The sequence below is a fragment of the Actinoplanes sp. 13 genome (genome assembly GCF_056134165.1).
In genome coordinates this window covers 703,056-725,406 of the sequence record NZ_JBVYOQ010000002.1, presented here as the reverse complement: position 1 = coordinate 725,406, position 22,351 = coordinate 703,056, and the positions used below count along the sequence as shown (strand labels likewise).

Here is a 22,351-nt window from a genome sequence, read left to right as displayed (position 1 = left end):
ATCGAGCCCCAACTTCACACACTCGAACGACCGACGCGCGCACGCCCCACCCACAGGCAGAGCCCAGCGTGTGAACTCCGGGCTCGAATCGAGCCCCAACTTCACACACTCGAACGACCGACGCGCGCACGCCCCACCCACAGGCAGAGCCCAGCGTGTGAACTTCGGGCTCGAATCGAGCCCGAACTTCACACAGTGGCTGGGGCGGCGGCGACACGGCTGCGGCGGCATTCCGCCTCGTACTGCACGGCGGGGGCGCCGTCGTCGAGTGTCAGGCGACGCGGGCCTCGGCGTCGGCTGTGGCGATGGCGTCGGTCAGGATGGCCAGGCCTTCCCGGGCCTCCTCCTCCGTCAGCGTCAGGGCGGGGCCGAGGCGCACCACGTTGCCGTAGAGGCCGCCCTTGCCGACGAGCAGGCCACCGGCGCGGCAGAGGTCGAACACCCGCGCCGTGACGGCGGGATCGGGCTCGACGGTCCCCGGCCGGACGAACTCGCACCCGATCATGAGCCCGCGTCCGCGTACCCCCGCAAGGATCTGATGGTCGAGCGAGCGCAGGCCGCTGAGCAGGATCTCGCCCACCCGCGCCGCGTTGCCCTGCAGATCGTGGTCGAGGACGTAGTCCAGGACGGCGTTGCCGGCCGCCGCGCTCACCGGGTTGCCGCCGAAGGTGGAGAAGCTGATCGCCGGCACCGCGTTCATCACCTCGGCCCGGCCGACCACGCCGCCGAGCGCGAAGCCGTTGCCGATGCCCTTGGCGAAGGTGATCAGATCCGGCGTGACGCCGTGCGCCTGATAGCCCCAGAAGTGCTCGCCGGTGCGGCCCCAGCCGGTCTGCACCTCGTCGGAGATCAGCAGGATGCCGTGTTCGGCGAGGACCTTGGCGTACGCCCCGAGCAGCCCGTCCGGCCCGTGCACGAAGCCGCCGACGCCCTGGATCGGCTCGGCGATCAACGCCGCCACGTCACCCGCGGTGACCGTGGCGAGGACCTCGCGCAGGTCGTCGACGGCCGCGTCGATCAGATCGCTGTCGGTCAGGCCGGCCATCCGCCCGCGCAGCCGGTCAGCCGAGGCCAGCCAGTTCACCGAGATCGGGCTCAGCGCGCTGGCCGACCAGCTGCGGTGCCCGGTCACGGCCATGGTGGCGAAGGTACGGCCGTGATAGCTGTTCTTGATCGCCAGGATCTGGTGGGAGCGCCGAACGTTGGTGGCGAACAGCAGCGCGCACTCGTTGGCCTCGCTGCCGGAGTTGGTGAAGAACACCCGCGCGTCCGGGATGCCGGAGAGCCGGGCGATCTTCTCGGCCAGCTCGACCTGCTGCCGGATCAGGTAGAGGGTCGAGGTGTGCGCGACGCCGGTGCCGAGCTGCCGGCGGACCGCGTCACTGATCTCGGCCACGTCGTACCCGATCATCGTGGTCAGCACGCCGCCGAAGAAGTCCAGATAGGACCGGCCGGCGGCGTCGGTGACCCGGCGGCCGCTGCCGGAGACGATCTCCAGGGCCTCGTCGCCGTAGTAGAGGGGCATCCAGCCGGGCATGACCGCGCGGTGCCGATCGAGCAGACTCATCGGGGACTACCTCCTGACATAGGGGTTCAGCGCCAGCCGTGCGGGTGCCCGGCGCCGCGCCGGCCGCTGCCGCGGCTGGTCCGGAGCGCCGCGGACGCGAGCAGGTCGGCGAGTTCGTCGTAACCGCCGGCGACCAGGCCGACGGTGATCCGCAGATGGTCGTCGCCCAGCGGGGTGACACAGAACGGCGCGCCGGGTGCGGCCGCGATGCCGCAGGCGGCGAGCGCCACGAGGGCGTTCTGCTGGTCCGGAACGGTCATCCAGAGGTTGATCCCGTCGGCAGCCGTCGCTTCCACGCCGCGGGACCGCAGCGCGGACAGGAGCGCGGCGCGGCGTTCGGCGTATGCGCTCCGCGCGGCCGCCACCCGGGCGATCGCGCCGTCGTCGGTGAGCAGGTCGAGCAGCACCCCCTGGAGCAGCCGGCTGGACCAGCCGGGGCCGAGCAGCCGCCGGTCGGCCACCCCGTCGACCACGTGCGCGGGGCCGCCGATCGCGGCGAGCCGCAGGTCCGGCCCGTGGCTCTTGGCGAAGCCGGCCACGTGCACGGTGCGGTCGCCGAGGTGCCGGCCGACGCTGACCGGCGGCGCGCCGGCGATGTCACCGGCGTGGTCGTCCTCGACGACCAGCACACCGGGGGCCTCGTGCAGGATCCCGGCGAGCACCCGGGCGCGGTCCGGGCTCATGCTGACACCGGTCGGGTTGTGCGCGCGGGGCTGCAGGAAGAGGGCGACCGGCCGGTATTCCCGCAACAGCCGCCGCAGGTCGCCGGGGACGATGCCCTCGTCGTCCATCGGCGCGCCGAGCACCGTGGCGCCGACCGCCTGGAGCAGGTCGAGCAGCGGCGCGAAGGCGGGGTTCTCCACCAGCACGTGGTCGCCGAACCGCAGCGTGGCACCGGCGATCCGGTCCAGGGCGTCCATCGCGCCGTCCACCACGGTGAGCCGCTCCGGCGGGAACGGCCAGCGGGCCCGCAGCACCGCCTCCAGCTCGGGCAGCACGGGCGCGTCCAGGTAGCTGCCCGCCCAGCGCCCGTCCCCGATCCGGCGCAGCGACTCGCTCAGATCGGGAAGCAGCGCCGGGTCGGGCACGCCGGTGGAGAGGTCCCGGGGCAGCGCGACGCCCGCCCCGCCGAGCTGGGTGTAGCGCAGCCGCTCGCGCGGTGGCAGGGGGCCGGCGACGAAGGTGCCGGAACGGCCGCGGGTCTGGATCGCCCCGGCGTGGATCAGGCTGCGCCACGCCTCGCTCACCGTGGTGGGGCTGACCCCGAGCTCGCCGGCGACCGAGCGCACGGTGGGCAGCCGGCCGCCCGGCGGCAGCCGCCCGGCGGTGATCAGCCGGCTGACGGCCGCGGCGATGCCCCGGGCGCTGCGGTCCTCGACCGCCCCGGTGATCAGACTCAGCAAATTACCTCTCCGAAACAATCGGTTACGTACGAGCAATTGTTCGCTTCCATGTGTGTCGTTAGTGTCCTACGGCATCGAGCGCTTCTAGGCAACCCCTGGCGCTGGAGGTACTACGGGGAGTAGACACACGATCACAGGCGAAATCCCCATCTGAGAGGGGCCCGCAATGTCGATAGACGTCGTTCGCGCCGCCCTCGTCCAGACCACGTGGACGGGCGACAAGGAATCCATGATCAAGGCGCACGAGGACTACGCCCGTGACGCCGCCGCCCAGGGCGCGAAAGTGATCTGCTTCCAGGAGCTGTTCTACGGCCCGTACTTCTGCCAGGTGCAGGACGCGGCCTACTACGAGTACGCGGAGTCCGTGCCCGGGCCCACCACCGAGCGGTTCCAGGCGCTCGCCGCCGAACTCGGCATGGTGATGATCCTGCCGATGTACGAGCAGGAGCAGCCGGGCGTGCTCTACAACACCGCGGCCGTCGTGGACGCCGACGGCCGGTATCTCGGCAAGTACCGCAAGAACCACATCCCGCAGGTCAAGGGCTTCTGGGAGAAGTTCTACTTCCGGCCCGGCAACCTCGGCTACCCGGTGTTCGACACCGCGGTCGGCCGGGTCGGCGTCTACATCTGCTACGACCGGCACTTCCCGGAAGGCTGGCGGGCGCTCGGCCTGGCCGGCGCCCAGATCGTGTTCAACCCGTCGGCCACCAGCCGCGGCCTGTCGTCGTACCTGTGGCAGCTGGAGCAGCCGGCCAGCGCGGTGGCCAACGAGTACTTCATCGGCGCGATCAACCGGGTCGGCGTCGAGCCGCTGGGCGACAACGACTTCTACGGGCAGACCTATTTCGTCGACCCGGAGGGCAAGTTCGTCGGCGACGTCGGCGACACCCACGAACCCGAGCTGATCGTGCGCGACCTGGACCTGAGCCTGCTCGGCACGGTCCGCGACCGGTGGCAGTTCTACCGGGATCGCCGCCCGGACAGCTACGACGGGCTGGTCACCCCATGAGCCTTCTGATCAGGGGCGGGACGGTCGTCGGCCCGACCGGTCCCCTCACCGCCGACGTGCTGGTCGACGGCGAGACGATCGCTGCGATCTTCGCGCCCGGCCGGGCCCCCGACGGTCCGGAGGTCATCGACGCCACCGGGAAGTACGTCATCCCGGGTGCCGTCGACGCGCACACCCACATGGAGTTGCCGTTCGGCGGCACCCACGCCAGCGACACCTTCGACACCGGCACGCGGGCGGCAGCGATCGGTGGCACCACCACGATCGTCGACTTCGCGGTCCAGCGGTACGGCGAGGTGGTGCAGGACGGTCTCGCCGCGTGGCACGGCAAGGCGGACGGCAACTGCCACATCGACTACGCCTTCCACATGATCCTCGGTGGCGTCGACGACGACTCCCTCAAGGCCATGGACCAGCTGGTGGCGACCGAGGGGATCAGCAGCTTCAAGCTGTTCATGGCGTACCCCGGCGTCTTCTACTCCGACGACGGCCAGATCCTGCGCGCCATGCAGAAGGCCCGCGACAACGGCGCCATGATCATGATGCACGCGGAGAACGGGCCGGCCATCGACGTGCTGGTCAGGCAGGCCCTGGAACGCGGCGAGACGGACCCGATCCACCACGGCCTGACCCGCCCGCAGGAGCTGGAGGCCGAGGCCACCAGCCGGGCGATCTGGCTGGCGTCGGTGGCCGCGGACTGCCCGCTCTACATCGTGCACCTGTCCGCGTCGAAGGCTCTGGAGGAGGTCAAGAAGGCCCGCGACCTGGGCCGCAACGTGTTCGCCGAGACCTGCCCGCAATATCTGTACCTGACGCTGGAGGACCAGCTCGGCGCGCCCGGCTTCGAGGGCGCCAAATGGGTCTGCTCGACGCCGCTGCGCAGCAAGCACGAACCGCACCGGGCCGACCTGTGGCAGGGCCTGCGGACCAACGACCTCTCGGTCGTCTCCACCGACCACTGCCCGTTCTGCTTGAAGGACCAGAAGGAGCTGGGCCTCGGCGACTTCTCCAAGATTCCGAACGGGATCGGCAGCGTCGAGCACCGGGTCGACCTGCTCTATCAGGGTGTGGTCGACAAGAAGCTGTCGCTGGGCCGCTGGGTGGAGACCATCGCCACCACCCCGGCGCGGATGTTCGGCCTCTACCCGCGCAAGGGGATCATCGCCCCCGGCTCGGACGCCGACATCGTGCTGTACGACCCGGCCGGGCGCACCCGGATCAGCGCCGCCACGCACCACATGAACATGGACCACTCCGCCTGGGAGGGCTGGGAGATCGACGGCCGGGTCGACACGGTCATCGCCCGCGGCGAGGTGATCGCCGCAGGTGGCGAGTACACCGGGCGGGCCGGCCGTGGCAGGTACCTCAAGCGCGGCCTCAGCGACTATCTGATCTAGGCGGGTGCCCATGGACATCGGCGTTGTTCTGCAGAACGATCCACCGGCGCTCGCCGTGGTCGAGTGGGCGAAGAAGGCCGAGGCGGCCGGCTTCAGCCACTTCTGGACGTTCGACTCGCACGTGCTCTGGCAGGAGCCGTTCGTCGTCTACTCGAAGATCCTCGCCGAGACCGAGCGCATCGTCGTCGGCCCGATGGTCACCAACCCGGGCACCCGGGACTGGACCGTCACCGCGTCGATGTTCGCCACGCTCAACGAGATGTACGGCAACCGGACCGTCTGTGGCATCGGCCGCGGCGACTCCGCCCTGCGGGTGCTCGGCCTGCCACCGCAGACGCTGGGCCAGTTGCGTGCGAGCGTCCAGGCGATCAGGGGCCTGGCCAACGGCGAGAAGGTGACCGTCCGGGGCAACGAGGTCCAGTTCGCCTGGGCCCCGGACAGCCGCCTCGAGGTGTGGGTGGCGGCTTACGGCCCCAAGGCGCTCGCACTCACCGGGGAGGTGGGCGACGGGTACATCCTCCAGCTCGCCGATCCGGACATCGCCGAGTGGATGATCGGCGCGGTGCGGGCGGCGGCCGTCGCCGCGGGCCGCGACCCCGACGCCATCAGGTTCTGTGTCGCGGCGCCCGCTTACGTCGGCGACGACCTGGCCCACCAGCGGGACCAGACCCGCTGGTTCGGCGGGATGGTCGGCAACCACGTGGCGGACATCGTCGCCCGGTACGGCGGGGACGGCGCGGTGCCGCAGGCCCTGACCGATTACATCAAGGCCCGGCAGGGGTACGACTACGCCGAGCACGGCCGGGCGGGTAACAGCCACACCGCGTTCGTGCCGGACGACATCGTGGACCGGTTCTGCGTGCTGGGACCGGTGGAGAGCCACGTCAAACGCCTCCAGGAGCTGAAGGCGCTCGGGGTGGACCAGTTCGCCGTCTACCTCCAGCACGACGCCAAGGACGAAACCCTTGCGGCGTACGGCAATCAGGTCATCCAGGCGCTGCGGTGAGAAGAGTCCTCGCGATCCTTGCCGGGTTGCTGGCCGGAGCCCTGCTCTGGGAGGGCTACAAGGCCGTCGGCAACCCCGAGGGCACCGTGGTCCTCGGCGTGCGGGTGCTCCCGCGCGCCGACGACCTCTCCATGCCGCACCTGTGGACGATCGCGGAACGGCTGGCCGGCCCGGAGATGGCCGGCGGCCGTCCGGTGTGGCTGGTGGTGCTCGAGGCCTGCTTCTTCACGCTCGGCATCACGGCCGCCGGGTTCGCCGCCGGCGCTCTGGTCGGCCTGCTGCTGGCGGTGGGCATGCAGCGCTTCCGGATCGTCGAGCGCGGCCTCCTGCCGTACGTCATCCTCTCGCAGACCGTGCCGCTCGTCGCGCTGGCGCCGCTCATCGCCGGCTGGTCCGGCAGCATCATGCCGGCCTGGGCCACCGTCGCGGTGATCGCCGCCTACCTGGCCTTCTTTCCGGTGGCGGTGGGCATGCTGCGCGGCCTGCAGTCCCCGGCGGCGGCCGGCGTCGAGCTGATGCGCAGCTACGCCGCCGGCTGGTGGCGGACCCTGGCGAAGCTGCGCTTCCCGGCGGCGCTGCCCTACCTGTTCCCGGCGCTGCGCCTGGCCGGCGCGGCGGCAGTGGTCGGCGCGGTGGTCGGTGAGATCTCCACCGGCACCCGTGGCGGCATCGGGCGACTGATCATCGAGTATTCGCGGGAGGCCACCTCGGACCCCGCCAAGGTGTACACGGCCATGCTCGGGGCGGCCCTGCTCGGCCTGCTCGTCGCGGCCGCCGTCAGCCTGCTGGAAGTGCCGCTGATGCGGCACCGGCGCCACGTGGAGGTGGTGACCCTGTGACGGCCGTGGTCGTGGACCGGGTGACGAAGATCTTCAACCAGGGCCGGGCCGACGAGGTGCTCGCGCTCGCCGACGTGGAACTGACCGTGGGCGACGGCGAGTTCGTCTCGCTGATCGGCCCGTCCGGATGCGGCAAGAGCACGCTGCTGCGGCTGATCGCCGACCTGATCGAGCCGACCACCGGCACGGTCACCGTCGCCGGCCGGCCCGCCGCGCAGGCCCGCCGGGACCAGGAGTACGGCATCGCGTTCCAGCAGGCGGGGCTCTTCGAGTGGCGTACCGTGCGGCGCAACGTGGAGCTTCCGCTGGAGCTGCGCGGGATCGGCCGGGCCGAACGCCGGGCCCGGGCCGACGAGATGCTGCACCTGGTCGGACTGGCCGACTTCGCCGGGCACTACCCGGGCCAGCTGTCCGGCGGCATGCAGCAGCGGGTGGCGATCGCCCGGGCCCTGGCGGTGCAGCCGCCGCTGCTGCTGATGGACGAGCCGTTCGGCGCGCTCGACGAGATGACCCGCGAACGGCTGCAGTCCGAGCTGCTCGGCATCTGCGCCAAGACCGGCGCCGGCACCGTCTTCGTCACCCACTCGATCTCCGAGGCGGTCTTCCTCTCCGACCGGGTGGTGGTGATGTCGGCCCGGCCCGGCCGGATCACCGCCTCGATCGACGTGCGCCTGCCGTCCCGCGACGAGGCCGGCCGGCAGGCACCGGCGTACTTCGCGGCGATCACCGAGGTCCGCAAGGCGCTGCGCGGATGAGGCGCGTCCTGCCCCCGCTGCTGTTCGGGGTCCTCGCGCTGGTCCTGTGGGAGCTCACCGTCACCCTCGGCCGGATCGCACCGTTCATCCTGCCCGCGCCGTCGGCGATCGGCGACCAGCTGGTCGAGCAGCGCGGCAACATCACGGATGCCGCCCTGGCCAGCGGCGCGAACGCGCTGACCGGCCTGATCGGCGGCACCCTGATCGCGGTGCTGGCCGCGCTCGCCGCCAGCCGCTCCCGGGTGCTCGGCGAGGTGTCGATCCCGTTCGCCGCGCTGGTCAACGCGCTGCCGATCATCGCGCTGGCGCCGATCCTCAACAACATGTTCGAGTCGACCAGCAGCGTGCCCCGCCGGCTGGTCACCGGGATCGTGGTGTTCTTCCCGGTCTTCCTCAACCTGCTGCGCGGCCTGCGGGAGGTCGATCCGGTGCATCAGGAGCTGATGCGCTCGTACGCGGCCGGCGGCTGGACGTTCGCCCGCAAGGTGCGCCTGCCCGGCGCGCTGCCCCACCTTTTCACCGGCCTGCGGCAGGCGTCGTCGCTGGCCGTCATCGCCGCGGTCGTCGCCGAGTACTTCGGCGGGCTGCAGGACGGGCTCGGCGCGCGGATCACCTCCGCCGCGGCGTTCACCGCCTATCCCCGTGCCTGGGCCTTCGTGGCCGGCGCCTGCCTCCTCGGACTCACCTTCTATCTGGCGACGCTCCTGCTGGAGCGCCTGGCCATGCCGTGGAAACAACGCCTCATCAGCTAGATAGGGACGCGCATGAAGATCTCCCGGATATTCCTCGCCTCGGTTCTCGCCCTGACCGCCTGCGGCACCGCCGACACCCCGTCCACACCGTCCGGCGGCGCCAGTGGCTCCCTCACCCCGGTCAAGCTGCAGCTGCAGTGGTTCTTCCAGGCCCAGTTCGGCGGCTACATCGCCGCCGTCGACCAGGGCTTCTACCGTGAGCAGGGCCTCGACGTCGAGCTCCTGGAGGGCGGCGTCGACATCGTCCCGCAGACCGTGCTCGCCCAGGGCAAGGCCGATTACGCGGTCGCCTGGGTGCCGAAGGCGCTCGCCTCCCGCGAGCAGGGCGCCGGGATCACCGACGTCGGGCAGATCTTCGCCCGGTCCGGGACCTATCAGGTGGCGTGGAAGGACAGCGGCATCACCACGGCCGCCGACCTCAAGGGCAAGAAGGTCGGCAACTGGGGCTTCGGCAACGAGTTCGAGCTGTTCGCCGGCATGACGAAGGCCGGGGTGGACCCCGGCAAGGACGTCACGCTGGTGCAGCAGCAGTTCGACATGCAGGCGCTGCTCAAGCGGGAGATCGACGCCGCCCAGGCGATGAGCTACAACGAGTACGCCCAGCTGCTGGAGGCGAAGAACCCGGCGACCGGCAAGCTCTACACCCCGGCCGACTTCTCGATCATCGACTGGAAGGCCGAGGGCTCGTCGATGCTCCAGGACGCGGTGTGGGCGAACACCGAGAAGCTCGCCGACCCGGCGTACCAGCAGCAGACCGTGAAGTTTTTGACCGCCACGATCAAGGGCTGGGCGTTCTGCCGCGACAACGCGGAGAAGTGCCGTGACCTGGTCGTCGCCAAGGGCTCGAAGCTCGGCAAGAGCCACCAGCTGTGGCAGATGAACGAGACCAACAAGCTGATCTGGCCGTCCGCCGGCGGCATCGGCCTGATCGACGAGGCCTCCTGGAAGCAGACCGTGGACATCTCGATGACCACGAAGAACCAGACCGGCGACACCGTCCTGACCAAGGCTCCGGAGGGCCTGGCCTTCACCAACGACTACATCAGGCAGGCTCTGGAGCAGGCGAAGGCCGCCGGCGTCGACGTCACCGGCGCCGCCTTCCAGCCGGCCACGGTCAGCCTGGCGGAGGGCGGCGCCTGATCCGGCCGGCTCAGATCGGGATCAGGCGGGCGGCGAGGGCGACCGCGTTCAGGTCGCCCTTGCGCAGCTTGTCGGCGGCGTCCTTCTCGCCGAGACCCTCCAGCCGGACGGCCGAGGCGGCGATCAGCTCGTCCTCGCCCTCCAGCAGCCGGCGGGCGATACGCGCTTGGGCGGGGGACAACTCGGCGTACGCGCACCGGTCGAGGGCCTCGACAGTCTCCTTGTCGAGCGTCCCGGCGAGCGCCCGCTCGGTGACCACCTTCATCAGCCAGCTCGGCCACCAGCTGTACTTGCCGACCACCTGGCCGGAGTGCAGCGCGGCGGCCGGCGACTGCCCGGCGGCGAGCAGCTTGACCGCCAGGTCGCCGTCGAACCGCTCCATCCGCAGCGCGCCGACGAAGGCCCGCAGGATCTGCTGGGTCTTGAGGAACCCCTCGGCCTCGGCGGCGGCCTCACCGACCCGGCCCTGCAAAAGATGACAGAGGGCGTACGCCTCGTCGAGCGCGAAATCCTCGCCGGAGCGCTCGACGAGCCGATCCACGGTCTCGACCAGCCGCTCGACGCCCTTCACGGCGCGGTCGGCCAGCTCCTGGCTGGTCGGCCGGTTCAGGTGCCGCACCATGAGGTCGGCGGCGATCTGCGCCTCGCGCCGCAGCAACGGCGACGCGATCTTGGCGACGATCAGGTCACCCAGCTCTTCGATCAGATAGGCGGTGTCGAACCGCTCGGACGCCTGGAGGAACTGCGCCCACCAGGACGCCGGGTGTCTCCGCTGTTCTCGTGTCACTCACCAAGCGTGACCTACCGATTACTCCCAGGCAAAGGAATCGGGGTGTTGGTCTGGTGTGCCTGATCACCGGCACGCGTCAACGAGCCCGGTCCCCGCTCAGGCTGCGGGGATCGAGCATGCCGGCCTTCACCACGGTACGGCTCAACGGCCGGGTCAGGGCGGCCAATCGCGCAGAACCGTCGGCACCGAGCGCCCGGTAGGCGGGCTCGGCCAGCCGGTCGGTCCGCTCCTCGACATCGGCACGCAGCTGCCGCCCGGCCTCGGTGAGGCCGTCGTCGCCGAGCAGCCCACGCGACCGCAGATCCTCGACGGTGGCCGCCCAGGCATCCCGGCTCCACCCCCGGGTCGGCCGCAGGAACCGCTCCTCGGCGCCGCCGCTCGCGACGTGCAACACGATCGACTCCAGGCCGGTCACGCCGGACTCCAGCAGCACCGCCACGTGCCCGTCGCCGCGGAACTCGCGGAGCAACGTCTGCGCGTGGAACAGCGTCAGGTGCGGTTGCTCCGGCCAGGGCAGCTCGGCGTATGCGGCGAACAGCGGGCGCCCCTGCGGCAGTTCGGCCGCGGCCAGCGCCGCCGTCCGCGCCAGCTCCGCCGCCTCGGCCACCTCCGGACCGGCCACCACCTCGGCACCCAAGCCCCTGGTCAGGGCCGCGTCTGCCGCGTCGAGCCGGGCCGCCAGCACCGCCGCCGGGGTGGTCCGCTCCCAGGCTGCCGGCAGCGCCCGCGCCACCAGCGCCGGGTTGAAGTTGTAGAACGTCGCCGCGACCAGGCCCGGACCGGTCGGGCCGAACACCGCCCCACGGGAGGCGAAATAGCCGGCCGACGCGTCGAGCCCCAGCGCCGCATAACGCTGCGCCGCCTCGGGGACGAAATAGATCATCGCGTGCAGCGGCTCGGTGACCCGCCAGGCCAGCCGGTACGGACTCTCGCTCACAGGCTGCCCCACGGCAACTCCTCTGTCTCGGCGGCGGGAACGACGTTCGGCGAATGATGCGGCGCCGGGCGCTCGACGACGGTGTGCCAGCGGCCCGCCTGCCGGGCGGCCTCCCGGGTGACCAGGTGCACCGGCAACGGTGGTGACGGGAACGGGCCGGCGCCCCAGCGGACCCAGATCGCCACCCGGCCGGCCGCCGCCTCGGCGAGCAACTTGTCGACCGTGCGCTGCCGGTCCAGGCGGTCAACCTCGATCGCGATCGGCGGCGCGCCCGGCCGTGCGCAGGCCACGTCGATCACCGAGTGGCCGCGCAGCGGCGGCGGCAGCGGGACGACGCTGGGCGCCCGGCGGTAGACCCGCCAGCCCTGGTCGGCGCCCCAGCCGGCGACGGCGTCCAGGATGCGCGCGGTCGCCTGGTCGGCGGTCAGGTCGGCGAAGGTGACCCGCTCCAGCCACCGCGCCAGGGACCGCGCTGTGCTGGTGCCGTCGTCCGCCGTGTCCACCGCCGTACCCTATCGCCCCCTCGGCGAGCGGCTGTGTGTGAAGTTGGGGTCGGATACGGACCACAACTTCACACGCTCGGGGTCAGGCGGCGGCGTGGGTGCGCTGGGCGGCGAGCCGGGCGGTCAGCTCGGCGGCGCTGCCCGGGCGACCGAGGTGGTAACCCTGGCCGACCGTGTAGCCCAGGCGCAGCAGCCGCTCCACCTGCTCCTGGTTCTCGACGCCCTCGGCGACGGTGTCCAGGCCGAGCGCGTCGGCGAGCTGGACGACCGCGCGGGCCACCGCCTGCCGGGCGTCGGCAGCCGGGGTGCCCGGCTCGTCGAGCTCGATGCCGTCGACGAACGACTTGTCCAGTTTCACGATCGCCGCCGGGAAGGATCGCAGCAGGCTCAGCGACGACTCGCCGGTGCCGAAGTCGTCCAGCGCCAGCCGGACGCCCATCCCGTGCAGCTCGTGCAGGACCCGCAGCACCTGCTGGCCGCGCAGCACCGCGGACTCGGTCAGCTCCAGGACGAGGCGCTCCGGGGGCAGGCCGAAGTCGCGCAGGGCGGCCCGCACGTCGGCGACGAAGTCCGGGTCGTGCAGCTGGCGTACCGAGACGTTCGGCGCGACCTTGAGGAGCGCGTCCGGCCCGAACTCGTGCAGCCACTCGGCGGCCTGCCGGCACGTCTCGCGCAGCACGAACCGGCCCAGCGGCACGATCAGGCCGGTGCGCTCGGCCGCCGGGATGAAGTCGGCCGGCGAGATCAGGCCGCGGTCCGGGTGCTGCCAGCGGACCAGCGCCTCGGCGCCGGTCACCCGCCCGTCGGCCAGCCCGACGATGGGCTGGTAGACCACGCGCAGCTCACCGGCGTCCAGGGCCCGGCGCAGCTCGCCGCCCAGCCGCGCGTGCGCCTGGGCGGGTTGCTCCATCCCGGCGGCGTAGCGGACCCAGTTGGCCTTGCCCCGCTGCTTCGCCGCGTGCATGGCGGCGTCCGCGTCACGCAGCAGCTGGCTCGGGGCGGAGCCGGGCGGCGCCGAGGCGAGGCCGGCACTGACGTGCACCAGCAGCCGGTGCTCGCTGATCGGCACGGCGGTCGCCGCCATCACCCGCTCGGCGACGCACTCCCCCGCCGTGCCGGTGCCGGTCAGCACCGCGAACTCGTCACCGGCCAGCCGGGCCACCTCGCCGTCGTCGCCGGCCGCGGCGCAGAGTGACGTCGCGAACGCGACCAGCAGCGCGTCGCCGACGTCATGGCCCAGGGAATCGTTGACAGTCTTGAAGTCGTCCAGGTCCACCAGCAGCACGGTGGCGCCGCCCGCGCCGAGCGCGGTCTCCAGGCGCTGCTTGAACAGCGCCCGGTTGGCGAGCCCGGTCAGCGGGTCGTGGGTGGCCTCGTGCAGCAGCCGGCCCTCGGACGCCCGCTTCTCCTCCAGCAGGCCGGTGTTCTCCCGGAACACCACGTACTGGCGTACCGCGACCAGCGCCGTCACCACGATCGCGGCGAGCACGACGAGCCGGCCCTCCCATCTGCCCGGACCCCAGTGCTCGGGCCGGAACAGCACGTCCGCGACCGGGACGTCGACGGCCAGCACCGCCAGGTACGGCAGCCAGACGTTGCCGGACCGCCGCGGTCCGCAGGTGGCCGTCTGCTGCCGGCGGGCGCCGAGGGCGATCAACAGGCCGGAGAGCGGCATGCAGACCGCCTGCCCCGGGAGGATGCCGTCGTAGCTGCCGAGCACGGCCAGCAGCGCGACAGCCGCCGCGGTCAGCCCGGTGCAGGCCACCAGGCGCATCGCCGTCCGGTCCACCGGCCCGCCCGCGATGTAGGACACCTTGGTGATCGCGCCCGCCGCGAAGGCACAGGCCAGCAGCAGGATGGAGAGCGCTGAGGTGGTCCACGGCTCGGGCGCGGTGACCATCGGTGAGACGCCGAAGTGCCAGAGCACGGTCGAGCAGCCGAGCAGCGCGATCGTGCGGTCCAGCCACTGCTTGCCCCGCTCGTACCAGGTCGTCACGCCCAGCGGCACCTGGATGACACCCCACATCGCGACCACGACGCCGGAGCCGATCAGCACCGCGCCGGCCGGGGGCATCGCCGGCAGTTCCGGCGAGAACCGGAACGCGTCCACCGCGAGCAGCACGAAGCCCGCCGTGAACAGATAGCAGCAGGCCTCCAGGGTGAGCCAGAAGCGGCGGCCGGCCGGCGCCAGCGCGACGGCCCGGCGCAGCGAGCGCACGGAGAGCCCGCCGACGGCCATCACGGCCGGCATGAACAGGTAGCCGACCGCCGCCGGTCCGGTGCGGCCGCCGGTGGCCACCCACAGCAGGTACCACACCGTGCTCATCAGGACGATGACCGCGGCGGTGAGGACGTACCGCAGCGGCGCGCGAGCCGTCACGGGGACACCGCCCTCGAGCGCTGCTTGTCGTCGTACATCCGCAGGTCGGCGGTGTGCAGCAGGCGGTCGGGGTCGGCCGCCGGGCCGGCCGCGACGCCGACGCTCGCGCCCACGGTCAGCTCGCGGCCGGCGAACCGCACGGGCCCGGTCAGCGCGGTGCGCAGCCGGACCGCGAGGCGCTCGGCGGCGGCCGGGTCACCGCCGCCGGCCAGCACCGCGAACTCGTCGCCGCCCAGCCGGGCCGGGAGGTCGTCCGGGCCGGCGCAGGCGCGCAGCCGGTCGGCCACGTGCCGCAGGACCGTGTCGCCGGCGCTGTGCCCGTACGTGTCGTTGATCTGTTTGAAGCCGTTCAGGTCGATCAGCAGCACCGCCGCCCCGCCGTCGCCGCCGGGCCCGGCCGCCGCGAGCATCGCGGCGGTGAACTCACGCCGGTTCGCCAGCCCGGTCAGGTCGTCGTGGCCGGCCTGGAAGCGCAGCCGCTCGTGCAGCTCGCGGGACTCGGTGACGTCCCGGGCGTTGCTCACCACACCCCCGATGGCCGGTTCGTCGGCGAGGTTCACGGCGACCACCTCCAGCCAGCGCCAGGAGCCGTCGGCCCGCCGGTATCGCCCCTGAAAGGTCAGCTCGGCGCCCGGGGTGGAACAGAGCGTCTCCAGCTGCGGCCCGAGCCGCTCCAGGTCCTCGGCGTGCAGCGTCTCGAGCGACGAGCGCCCGAGCGCGTCGGCCGCCGGAAGACCCAGCACCTTCTCCACGGCCGGGCTGATGTAGCGGAACTCGCTGCCGGGACCGATGATCGAGGTGATCTCGGAGGCGTGCCGCAGCAGCGTCTCGAGGCGGCGCTCCCGCTCGTCGAGCTTGTCCAGCAGGCGGTTGTTCTCGGCCAGCGCCAGCACCTGCCGGGCCACCACGAGCGCGACGTTCAGCAGCAGAGCGATCAGGGCGCCCCAGGCCGGCAGCCCGAGACCCCCGGCGAGCAGGGCGGCCACGAGGGTGGCCGCGCAGATCACACTCGCAGCGTACGGCAGGACGCTGTACCGGCGGCGGCGGTTCGCCCGGACCGGCCGTCCCGGCGTGCCGGTCCCCTGCCGCAGCTCCTGGATCCGGGGCGCGGCCAGGGTCAGGATGCACGGGGTGATCGTCAGGATCATCTGCAGCCCGGAATATCCGGCGCCGGCGCCCGGCAGCACCACGGTCACCGCCGCCTGCAGCACCAGCGAGACGACGATCGGCAGCGCGGCCGCACCGAGGATCGGGCTGTTGCCGCTGAGCACCAGCTTCACCGAGAGCAGCACCGCGCAGAACATCACGCCGCAGCCGACCAGCGCGGTGACGTACTCGGCGCCGCCGGCGGCCACCACGCTGGGCCGGGTCATCAGGCACCAGGCGACCGCCGCGGCGGCCGACGACACGATCGCGGCGTCCAGCAGGAACGTGATCCGGTCACTGCGCCGCCAGATGCCGATCGGGTGCAGCAGCCCGACCGCGTACACCATCAGCACGCCGAGCAGTGCTGTCGCGGTCTGCACCGGATGGGCGACGGAACGCTCGATCGACGGGTCGCCGAGCACGGTGACGCAGAGCGCGGTGTCACCGACGGCGAAGATCAGCCCGGCCAGCCCGACGGAGCGCCAGAACCGGGCGGGCACCGGGTCCATGCCGCCGGCGCGGTACAGTCGGCGGCACATCCAGAACAGCAGGACGTCCATCACCGGGGCGACCAGCCAGCAGACGATCAGCTGGGTACGCGAGCCGGCCACGTCCAGCGCGTACCAGCCGAGCAGCGCGAGACCGCCCACGGCGAGGGTGGCCAGCACCGGGTCGCGCCACAGCGGCGCCGGGCGCGCGGTGTCGCCGACCGCTGCCTGCATGGGTGATCTCCCGTCGTTCTGCTGTCCACGCCTGCGATCGGCGGGACTTCGCACGGGCTTAGCGTTCTCGGCGCGCTCACCCGTTATTGATCAACGGTCATCCGTCCGATGCCTCACGGTCACCCACCGACCTTATATTGACCTTCTTATATCCCCTGCACGAGGAGCATCGATGGGCGGAACAGGTACGGGCGCGGGCCGGCGCTGGGCGGCGGCGGCCGCGGCCTCGGTTCTCGCGGCGGCGGGCGCCGCCGTGGTCTCGCCGGTGGCGGCACAGGCGGCCCCGAGCCGGGCGGAGCTGGCACTGCGCTGGGCGCCGGTCCACCACCAGGACGTGGACGCCACCGGATCGCACGCGCTCGGCGGCAAGGCCGACATGGTCACCCGGTACGACTTCGACGGCAACCTCAACGGCCGCGACAACTGGGACAACGCGGGCAGCGAGACGGCCGCGTACGCCTACTACTCGATCGCCGAGACCACCACCCACTGGTACCTGACGTACCTGTTCTTCCACCCGCGGGACTGGGTCGACCACCCGTTGTTCGAGACCGAGCACGAGAACGACGGCGAGGGCGTGCTGGTGGCCGTCGAGCGGGACGGTTCCGAGTACGGGGTGCTCCGCGGCGCCGTGACGGTGGCGCACAGCGACTTCTTCTCGTACACGCCGAGCGGCAGCACCTGGAGGAACGGCAGCGAGACGATCGACGGGACGCTGCAGCTCCAGTCGTCGCCGCACGACGCGTTCCAGCACCCGGTGACCGCGCAGGAGGCGAAGGGGCACGGGCTCAAGGCCCACCCGCAATACCGGATCAACGGTGACGGGATCGTCTACTTCCCGTCGCTGACCAGCGCCGACACCCCGTCCGGCGCGGACGACCGGGACGTGCGCTACAAGTTGGTCGACATCTTCGCCGACGGCGGGCTGTGGGCGCAGCGCACCAACAGCAGCCTGTTCGCGGGCCTCGGCACCTTCGCCGGCGACACCAGCGGCGGGTGCGGCACCGGCACCTTCTCCTGCGGGACGAACTCGGCGAACGCCCCGTGGGGCTGGGACGACGGCAACGACACGGTGGCCCGGGGCGAGATCGCCACGGACCCGGCGAAGCTGGCCACGGCCTACTTCGCGGTGCCGGGCTCGCCGGCGCGTGGGTACACCTTCAACCCGTACACCGCGGCGTCCGCGGCGCTGAAGGAGGCCGCGCGCACCCTGCCGCCGACGGTCGACTGACGACGCCGGTGACCGGCCCGCCCGCTGGTTCTGGCGGTGGGCGGGCCGGTCACCGTGGGGCCGTGCGACCGGGTCGGGGGACCCGGTCAGACCTCCGGCGTCGCCTCGGGCACGGGGGTCTCTTCCGGCTCGGGGGTGTCGGTCGGCTCGGGAGTCGCGGTGGGCTCCGGGGTGCCGGCCGGGTCGTCGCCCGGCGCCGGCGAGTCGGTCGGGGCCGGCGAGGTGGTCGGGGCCGGCGAGGTCGGCGACGGGGCGGCGGTCGGCGGGACCGACGGGCTCGGTGACGCCGAACCGCTCGGCTGCGGCGCCGGCTTGACCCGCTTGCCGGTCGCCTGGACCTTCGCCGCGGTGTAGGCGGCGTCGATCCGGGTGCCGGTCACGGTGATCCGGTCACCGGCGGCCAGTGCGCCGATCTTGACCGCCTTGCCGTTCAGCAGGACCCGGACGCCGGACGGCACGGCGACGGTCACCGTACGGCCCTTCACGTCCTTGGTCCCGCCGTTAGCCGCGACGGTCACGGTGCCCTTGGCGCCGTCCACGGCTTTGACCGTGCCGGACGCCGAGAACACCACCTTCTTCTTGCCTGGCGCGGGCTTGGCGGTGGGCTTGCCGGGCGCGGGCACCGGCTTGGCGGTGGGCTTGCCGGGCGCGGGCTTGGCCGGCGCGGGCTTGTCGGACGGGCCCTTCTTGGCAGCCGAGACCACGCCGGCCGGCGACGCGTAAGCGATCACGCCGGTGGTGACGGTGGAGACGGTGACAGCCGCGGCCACGGCGACGGCTACGGCAGTGCGGCGCACTCGCATGACTAACTCCTACAACTCGGGGGAACTCGAAGTCTTGGGCCCGGCAGGTTCAAGCCGGTTGCCCGGCCGGTTGCGAACCGGTTGCGCCGCTTCCCCGGGCAGCGACAGATCGCCGCACGTCAGGGCCCGGTTGCCGAGACTTCCGTCGCACGGCCACCGCGGAGGAGTTGACATGCCCGTCGGACTGGGTGAATGTCCTGGGATGCACGATGTCTGGCCGGCCCCGGGTGTCCTCCTGGCCTCGCGGTACCGCCTTGTCACATTGATCGAGACAGGTGGCATGGCGCAGGTGTGGCGCGCGGTGGACGAGCTGCTGGACCGGCCGGTCGCGGTCAAGCTCCCGGCCGGCGACACCCGGGCGGCCCACCTCGCCTGGCGGGAGGCCCGGCTCGCCGCGCGCCTGTCGCACCCCGGGATCGCCGCCGTGCACGACTACCGGGAAGCGGTGCGCCCGGACGGCTCGGTCGCCCCGTTCGTGGTGATGGAGCTGCTGGGCGGCGAGACCGTGGCGGCCCGCCTGGTCGACGGCCCGATGCCGTGGGGTGAGGCGGTGTCGATCGGCACCGCGGTCGCCGAGGCCCTCGCCGCCGCCCACGCGGCCGGCGTGGTGCACCGCGACATCAAGCCGGGCAACGTCATGCTCTGCCCGGGCGGGGTGAAGCTGCTCGACTTCGGCATCAGCGCGGCCGCCGGCGAGCCGGACGACGACGACACCGGCGCCACCTTCGGCACACCGGCCTACGCGGCGCCGGAACGCCTGGACGGCAAACCCGCCGAGCCCGCCACCGATCTGTACGGGCTGGGCGTCCTGCTGTTCGAGATGGTCGCCGGCGAGCCGCCGTACAGCGTGGACACCTGGGAGGAGCTGGCCGCCGCGCAGGTGGTCGGCCCGTCCCCGCTCCCGGAGAACCTGCCGGTCCGGCTCCGCGAGCTGATCCGCCGCTGCCTGGAGGACGAGCCGCACCGCCGCCCGTCGGCCGCCGAGGCACGCCGCGCGCTGTCCCGGCTGATCCCGTCCACGCCCGCCCGGGCCACCATCCCGCTGCCCGAGCCGCCGCCGACCGGGCTGGCCCGGGTCATCCCGTCCGCCGGGCACGGTGGCTCGGCCGCCGGGCGCCGGATCGGCGTGGCGGCCGGGCTGGTGCTCACCATCGCCGCCTTCCTGGTGCTGGTGAACGCGGTGAACTCGCCGGAGGGCGGCAACGACACCGCGCAGACGCCGGCCGGCACGCCGTCGGCGGAGTCACCGCGGGCGACCACCCCGCCGCCGTCCCCGCCCGCGCCGAAGACCGCGAGCACCACGTCACCGGCGCCGGTGCCGGCCGAGACGCTGACCGTGGACGCTGCCCTGAGCCGGGTGCGGGCGGCGGTGGAGGAGGGCGAGGACCTGGGCGAGATCCGGCCGGACGTGGCCCTCGACTTCAAGAACCTGCTGCGCCAGATGAGCGCCGGGGACGCCGTGGTCGGTGACCAGGTGGACCAGCTCAGCCAGAAGGTGCGGCAGCGGCTCGGCGAGGGGGCGCTGACCGAGGGTCAGGCGAGCGAGCTCCAGGCGCGCCTGACCGACCTGCGGGACGTGTCCGGCGCCTGAAGCCCGGCCACCCACTCACCGCCCGGCGGTCGCGGCACGGGCCGGACCCGCCGGCCAGGCCGCGGGGTAGCCCACGGGAGGCGGTCCTGGGTCGTACCCAAAAGGAATCGCTCAGGCCGAGCCGCGAAGGATCAGGCGGGTGGGCAGCACGGTCTCGTGCTCGGACGGCTCGTCGCCGTCGAGCTTGGCCAGCAGCAGCCGGACCATCTCCTGGCCCATCTGCTCGATGGGCTGATAAACGCTGGTCAGCGGCGGGTCGGTGTGCCGCGCGATGCCCGAGTCGTCGAAGCCGATCACCGCGACGTCCTGCGGCACGCGGCGGCCGGCGCGGCGCAGCACCCGCAGCGCGCCCGCCGCCATCATGTCGGAGGCGGCGAAGACCGCGTCGATGTCGGGGTATTGCGAAAGCAGCCACTCCATGGCGGTGGCGCCGCTGAGCTCGCCGAAGTCGCCGCGGGCGGCCGGGCCCTCGCCGACGACGTCGCGATAGCCGTCGTAGCGGGCGATGCCGGCCGCCATGTCGAGTGGCCCGGTGATCGTCGCGATCTGCCGGCGGCCCTGGTCACGCAGGTAGGCGACGGCCGCACGGGCCCCACCCCGGTTGTCGGCGTCGACGTAGCTGACCGGCTCCGGGTGCACCGGGCGCCCCACCCGCACCGTCGGCACACCGCGCTCCTCCAGCTGGTTGGGCAACGGGTCGTCGCCGTGCAGCGACAGCAGCAGCGCGCCGTCGACGTGCTGGCGGGTCAGATAGCCCTCCAGCTGGCGGCGCTCCTCGGGGGCCTGCGCGATCATCAGGACCATCTGCAGGTTGCGCGCGACCAGCACGGAGGAGACCGACTGCACGATGCGGCCGAAGAACGGCTCGGCGAAGAACCGCTCGCCCGACTCGAAGACGACCAGCGCAATCGAATCGGTTCGCTGGGTGACCAGCGCGCGGGCCGCCCGGTTCGGCACGTAGCCGAGGGCGTCGATGGCGTCCTGCACGGCCTGCCGCGCCTTGGGACTGACCTGGGCGGACCCGTTGACGACACGCGACACCGTGCCGCGGCCGACCCCGGCTCGGGCCGCGACCTCCTCGAGCGTGGGCCGCCCCGCAGAGCGGCTCCGTTCGTCCCTCATCGCCGGCCGTCCTTTCCACACCGCTACGTCGTGCGCGCCCGACACAAATTACACGTGCCGCACCGCCCGGCGCGTGATCGCGATGGGCGTTGGTCTGCGTCAAGAGGGTAGTCTGCCGCCTCCGCGCCGGTCGCCCCCGGCTCGCGGCCGTGCCGGAGCAGTGCCCGTCTCGCCGTTTGCGCGCCATCCGAAACGGCGCTTTTCTTGCGGACCATGGCGGTACCGCCAGTTCCTCCGGCCGGGTGAGCCCGGCAGAGTGAGACCCATGCACCGGATCGCTGTTCTCGTCCTCGACGGCGCGGCGCCCCTCGACGTCGGGATCACCGCGCAGACCTTCGCCCCACGTCACGGCCTCTCCTACGACCTGCGGCACTGCTCCCTGCAGGCCGGCCCGGTCCCCGGGCGCGACGGGCTCGGCTTCGTGGTCGACGCCGGCCTGGAAGCCATCGCCACGGCCGACACGGTGATCATCCCGGGGTTCAAGGACCCGATGCGCCCGCGCGACCCGCAGATCCTGGACGCGCTGCGCGACGCCGCGTTCCGGGGCGCCCGGATGGTCTCGATCTGCACCGGCGCGTTCGCTCTCGCCGCGATCGGCGTGCTGGACGGCCGCCGGGCCACCACGCACTGGCAGATGGCGCCGGTGCTCGCCCGGGAGTACCCGAAGGTGCAGGTCGACGGCGGGGTGCTCTTCGTCGACGAGGGTCAGGTGCTGACCTCGGCAGGCGTGGCGGCCGGCATCGACCTGTGCCTGCACCTGATCCGCCGTGACCACGGCGTGCAGGCCTCCAACGCGGTGGCCCGGGTGCTGGTCGCGGCGCCGTACCGCAGCGGCGGCCAGTCGCAGTACGTGCCCCGGTCCATCCCCGAGCCGCTCGGCGACGTGTTCGCGGCGACCCGTGAGTGGGCGCTGCGCCACCTGGGCGAGCCGCTGACCGTGGAGGCCCTGGCCCGGCACGCGCGGGTGTCGGCCCGCACGTTCGGGCGGCGGTTCGTCGAGGACACCGGGTACACGCCGATGCAGTGGATCCTGCGGGCCCGGGTGGACCTGGCCCGGGAGCTGCTGGAGGGCACGGTGCTCGGGGTGGATCAGGTCGCCGCGCGGGTGGGCCTGGGCACCGGGGCGAACCTGAGGCTGCACTTCCAGCGCATCCTGGGCGTGTCACCCAGCGAGTACCGGCGGACGTTCACTGGCGGCATCCTTGCGGGACCTGGCGTGGCCGGGCCTGCCGGGACGCGCCGCACCGCACCACGATGA

General features: G+C 72.6%; 19 protein-coding genes. 10 read left to right on the top strand and 9 right to left on the bottom strand.

What is annotated here, in order from left to right; all coding sequences use genetic code 11:
• Nucleotides 1-271: 271 nt before the first annotated feature.
• Both AC0NH5_RS07785 and AC0NH5_RS07780 read right to left on the bottom strand, forming a co-directional pair.
• Nucleotides 272-1,567: an aspartate aminotransferase family protein gene (locus tag AC0NH5_RS07785; RefSeq protein WP_474401365.1), complete on the bottom strand. Its 1,296-nt coding sequence runs from the start codon at nt 1,565-1,567 to the stop codon at nt 272-274.
• Between the two features lie 26 nt (nt 1,568-1,593).
• On the bottom strand, nt 1,594-2,970 hold the full coding sequence (locus AC0NH5_RS07780; RefSeq protein WP_474401363.1) for an aminotransferase-like domain-containing protein: 1,377 nt from the start codon (nt 2,968-2,970) through the stop codon (nt 1,594-1,596).
• Between the two features lie 166 nt (nt 2,971-3,136).
• On the opposite strand from AC0NH5_RS07780, the gene AC0NH5_RS07775 reads away from it, so the two are divergent.
• The 7 genes from AC0NH5_RS07775 to AC0NH5_RS07745 are packed head-to-tail and all read left to right on the top strand — an operon-like array spanning nt 3,137 to nt 9,868.
• Nucleotides 3,137-3,979: a nitrilase-related carbon-nitrogen hydrolase gene (locus AC0NH5_RS07775; protein WP_474401361.1), complete on the top strand. Its 843-nt coding sequence runs from the start codon at nt 3,137-3,139 to the stop codon at nt 3,977-3,979.
• Complete coding sequence (hydA, locus tag AC0NH5_RS07770; RefSeq protein WP_474401359.1) at nt 3,976-5,376, top strand: dihydropyrimidinase; 1,401 nt, start codon at nt 3,976-3,978, stop codon at nt 5,374-5,376. Before AC0NH5_RS07775 ends, hydA begins: the two co-directional genes overlap by 4 nt.
• A 10-nt stretch (nt 5,377-5,386) precedes the next feature.
• Nucleotides 5,387-6,382, top strand: coding sequence for a TIGR03842 family LLM class F420-dependent oxidoreductase (locus AC0NH5_RS07765; protein ID WP_474401357.1), 996 nt, complete (start codon nt 5,387-5,389; stop codon nt 6,380-6,382).
• Nucleotides 6,379-7,221, top strand: a complete 843-nt coding sequence (locus AC0NH5_RS07760) for an ABC transporter permease (RefSeq protein ID WP_474401355.1) — start codon at nt 6,379-6,381, stop codon at nt 7,219-7,221. Before AC0NH5_RS07765 ends, AC0NH5_RS07760 begins: the two co-directional genes overlap by 4 nt.
• Nucleotides 7,218-7,976: an ABC transporter ATP-binding protein gene (locus AC0NH5_RS07755; RefSeq protein ID WP_474401353.1), complete on the top strand. Its 759-nt coding sequence runs from the start codon at nt 7,218-7,220 to the stop codon at nt 7,974-7,976. The genes AC0NH5_RS07760 and AC0NH5_RS07755 overlap by 4 nt, the downstream gene beginning before the upstream one ends.
• Nucleotides 7,973-8,728, top strand: a complete 756-nt coding sequence (locus AC0NH5_RS07750) for an ABC transporter permease (protein WP_474401351.1) — start codon at nt 7,973-7,975, stop codon at nt 8,726-8,728. The genes AC0NH5_RS07755 and AC0NH5_RS07750 overlap by 4 nt, the downstream gene beginning before the upstream one ends.
• A 12-nt stretch (nt 8,729-8,740) precedes the next feature.
• Nucleotides 8,741-9,868 carry an ABC transporter substrate-binding protein gene (locus AC0NH5_RS07745; RefSeq protein ID WP_474401350.1) on the top strand — a complete coding sequence of 376 codons (1,128 nt, stop codon included), beginning with the start codon at nt 8,741-8,743 and terminating at the stop codon, nt 9,866-9,868.
• A 10-nt stretch (nt 9,869-9,878) separates the two neighbouring features.
• On the opposite strand, the gene AC0NH5_RS07740 is transcribed toward AC0NH5_RS07745, so the two are convergent.
• The 5 genes from AC0NH5_RS07740 to AC0NH5_RS07720 form a co-directional block, all read right to left on the bottom strand.
• Nucleotides 9,879-10,655: a hypothetical protein gene (locus AC0NH5_RS07740; protein WP_474401348.1), complete on the bottom strand. Its 777-nt coding sequence runs from the start codon at nt 10,653-10,655 to the stop codon at nt 9,879-9,881.
• Between the two features lie 79 nt (nt 10,656-10,734).
• On the bottom strand, nt 10,735-11,607 hold the full coding sequence (locus tag AC0NH5_RS07735; RefSeq protein WP_474401346.1) for an SCO6745 family protein: 873 nt from the start codon (nt 11,605-11,607) through the stop codon (nt 10,735-10,737).
• A complete protein-coding gene (locus AC0NH5_RS07730; protein WP_474401344.1) occupies nt 11,592-12,098 on the bottom strand; it encodes a hypothetical protein in 507 nt (168 codons plus the stop codon). Before AC0NH5_RS07730 ends, AC0NH5_RS07735 begins: the two co-directional genes overlap by 16 nt.
• Nucleotides 12,099-12,180: 82 nt before the next feature.
• Nucleotides 12,181-14,478 (bottom strand): putative bifunctional diguanylate cyclase/phosphodiesterase, encoded by a 2,298-nt coding sequence (locus AC0NH5_RS07725; RefSeq protein WP_474401342.1) that lies wholly within the window; start codon nt 14,476-14,478, stop codon nt 12,181-12,183.
• Nucleotides 14,475-16,346 (bottom strand): diguanylate cyclase domain-containing protein, encoded by a 1,872-nt coding sequence (locus AC0NH5_RS07720; RefSeq protein ID WP_474401340.1) that lies wholly within the window; start codon nt 16,344-16,346, stop codon nt 14,475-14,477. The genes AC0NH5_RS07725 and AC0NH5_RS07720 overlap by 4 nt, the downstream gene beginning before the upstream one ends.
• A 172-nt stretch (nt 16,347-16,518) precedes the next feature.
• Here AC0NH5_RS07720 and AC0NH5_RS07715 point away from each other — a divergent pair, with 172 nt between their 5' ends.
• Nucleotides 16,519-17,577: a hypothetical protein gene (locus AC0NH5_RS07715; protein ID WP_474401338.1), complete on the top strand. Its 1,059-nt coding sequence runs from the start codon at nt 16,519-16,521 to the stop codon at nt 17,575-17,577.
• Between the two features lie 86 nt (nt 17,578-17,663).
• Here AC0NH5_RS07715 and AC0NH5_RS07710 read toward each other — a convergent pair whose 3' ends face one another.
• Entirely contained in the window at nt 17,664-18,380 is a 717-nt protein-coding gene (locus tag AC0NH5_RS07710) for a hypothetical protein (RefSeq protein WP_474401337.1), read from the bottom strand.
• Here AC0NH5_RS07710 and AC0NH5_RS07705 point away from each other — a divergent pair.
• The gene (locus tag AC0NH5_RS07705; RefSeq protein ID WP_474401335.1) at nt 18,379-19,971 is read left to right on the top strand and encodes a serine/threonine-protein kinase; all 1,593 of its coding nucleotides are present in this window, start codon (nt 18,379-18,381) and stop codon (nt 19,969-19,971) included. The genes AC0NH5_RS07710 and AC0NH5_RS07705 overlap by 2 nt on opposite strands.
• Before the next feature lie 111 nt (nt 19,972-20,082).
• On the opposite strand, the gene AC0NH5_RS07700 is transcribed toward AC0NH5_RS07705, so the two are convergent.
• Nucleotides 20,083-21,093 carry a LacI family DNA-binding transcriptional regulator gene (locus AC0NH5_RS07700; protein ID WP_474401333.1) on the bottom strand — a complete coding sequence of 337 codons (1,011 nt, stop codon included), beginning with the start codon at nt 21,091-21,093 and terminating at the stop codon, nt 20,083-20,085.
• A gap of 265 nt (nt 21,094-21,358) precedes the next feature.
• Between AC0NH5_RS07700 and AC0NH5_RS07695 the strand changes: the two genes are divergently transcribed.
• Complete coding sequence (locus tag AC0NH5_RS07695; RefSeq protein WP_474401331.1) at nt 21,359-22,351, top strand: GlxA family transcriptional regulator; 993 nt, start codon at nt 21,359-21,361, stop codon at nt 22,349-22,351.

Bases quoted from the DNA above. Each gene is read 5' to 3' on its own strand.
- AC0NH5_RS07715 (WP_474401338.1), top strand. From the start codon at position 16,519: ATGGGCGGAACAGGTACGGGCGCGGGCCGGCGCTGGGCGGCGGCGGCC.
- AC0NH5_RS07695 (WP_474401331.1), top strand. From the start codon at position 21,359: ATGCACCGGATCGCTGTTCTCGTCCTCGACGGCGCGGCGCCCCTCGAC.
- AC0NH5_RS07750 (WP_474401351.1), top strand. From the start codon at position 7,973: ATGAGGCGCGTCCTGCCCCCGCTGCTGTTCGGGGTCCTCGCGCTGGTC.
- AC0NH5_RS07775 (WP_474401361.1), top strand. From the start codon at position 3,137: ATGTCGATAGACGTCGTTCGCGCCGCCCTCGTCCAGACCACGTGGACG.
- AC0NH5_RS07710 (WP_474401337.1), bottom strand. From the start codon at position 18,380: ATGCGAGTGCGCCGCACTGCCGTAGCCGTCGCCGTGGCCGCGGCTGTC.
- AC0NH5_RS07720 (WP_474401340.1), bottom strand. From the start codon at position 16,346: ATGCAGGCAGCGGTCGGCGACACCGCGCGCCCGGCGCCGCTGTGGCGC.
- AC0NH5_RS07705 (WP_474401335.1), top strand. From the start codon at position 18,379: ATGACTAACTCCTACAACTCGGGGGAACTCGAAGTCTTGGGCCCGGCA.
- AC0NH5_RS07745 (WP_474401350.1), top strand. From the start codon at position 8,741: ATGAAGATCTCCCGGATATTCCTCGCCTCGGTTCTCGCCCTGACCGCC.
- AC0NH5_RS07765 (WP_474401357.1), top strand. From the start codon at position 5,387: ATGGACATCGGCGTTGTTCTGCAGAACGATCCACCGGCGCTCGCCGTG.
- hydA (WP_474401359.1), top strand. From the start codon at position 3,976: ATGAGCCTTCTGATCAGGGGCGGGACGGTCGTCGGCCCGACCGGTCCC.
- AC0NH5_RS07700 (WP_474401333.1), bottom strand. From the start codon at position 21,093: ATGAGGGACGAACGGAGCCGCTCTGCGGGGCGGCCCACGCTCGAGGAG.
- AC0NH5_RS07785 (WP_474401365.1), bottom strand. From the start codon at position 1,567: ATGAGTCTGCTCGATCGGCACCGCGCGGTCATGCCCGGCTGGATGCCC.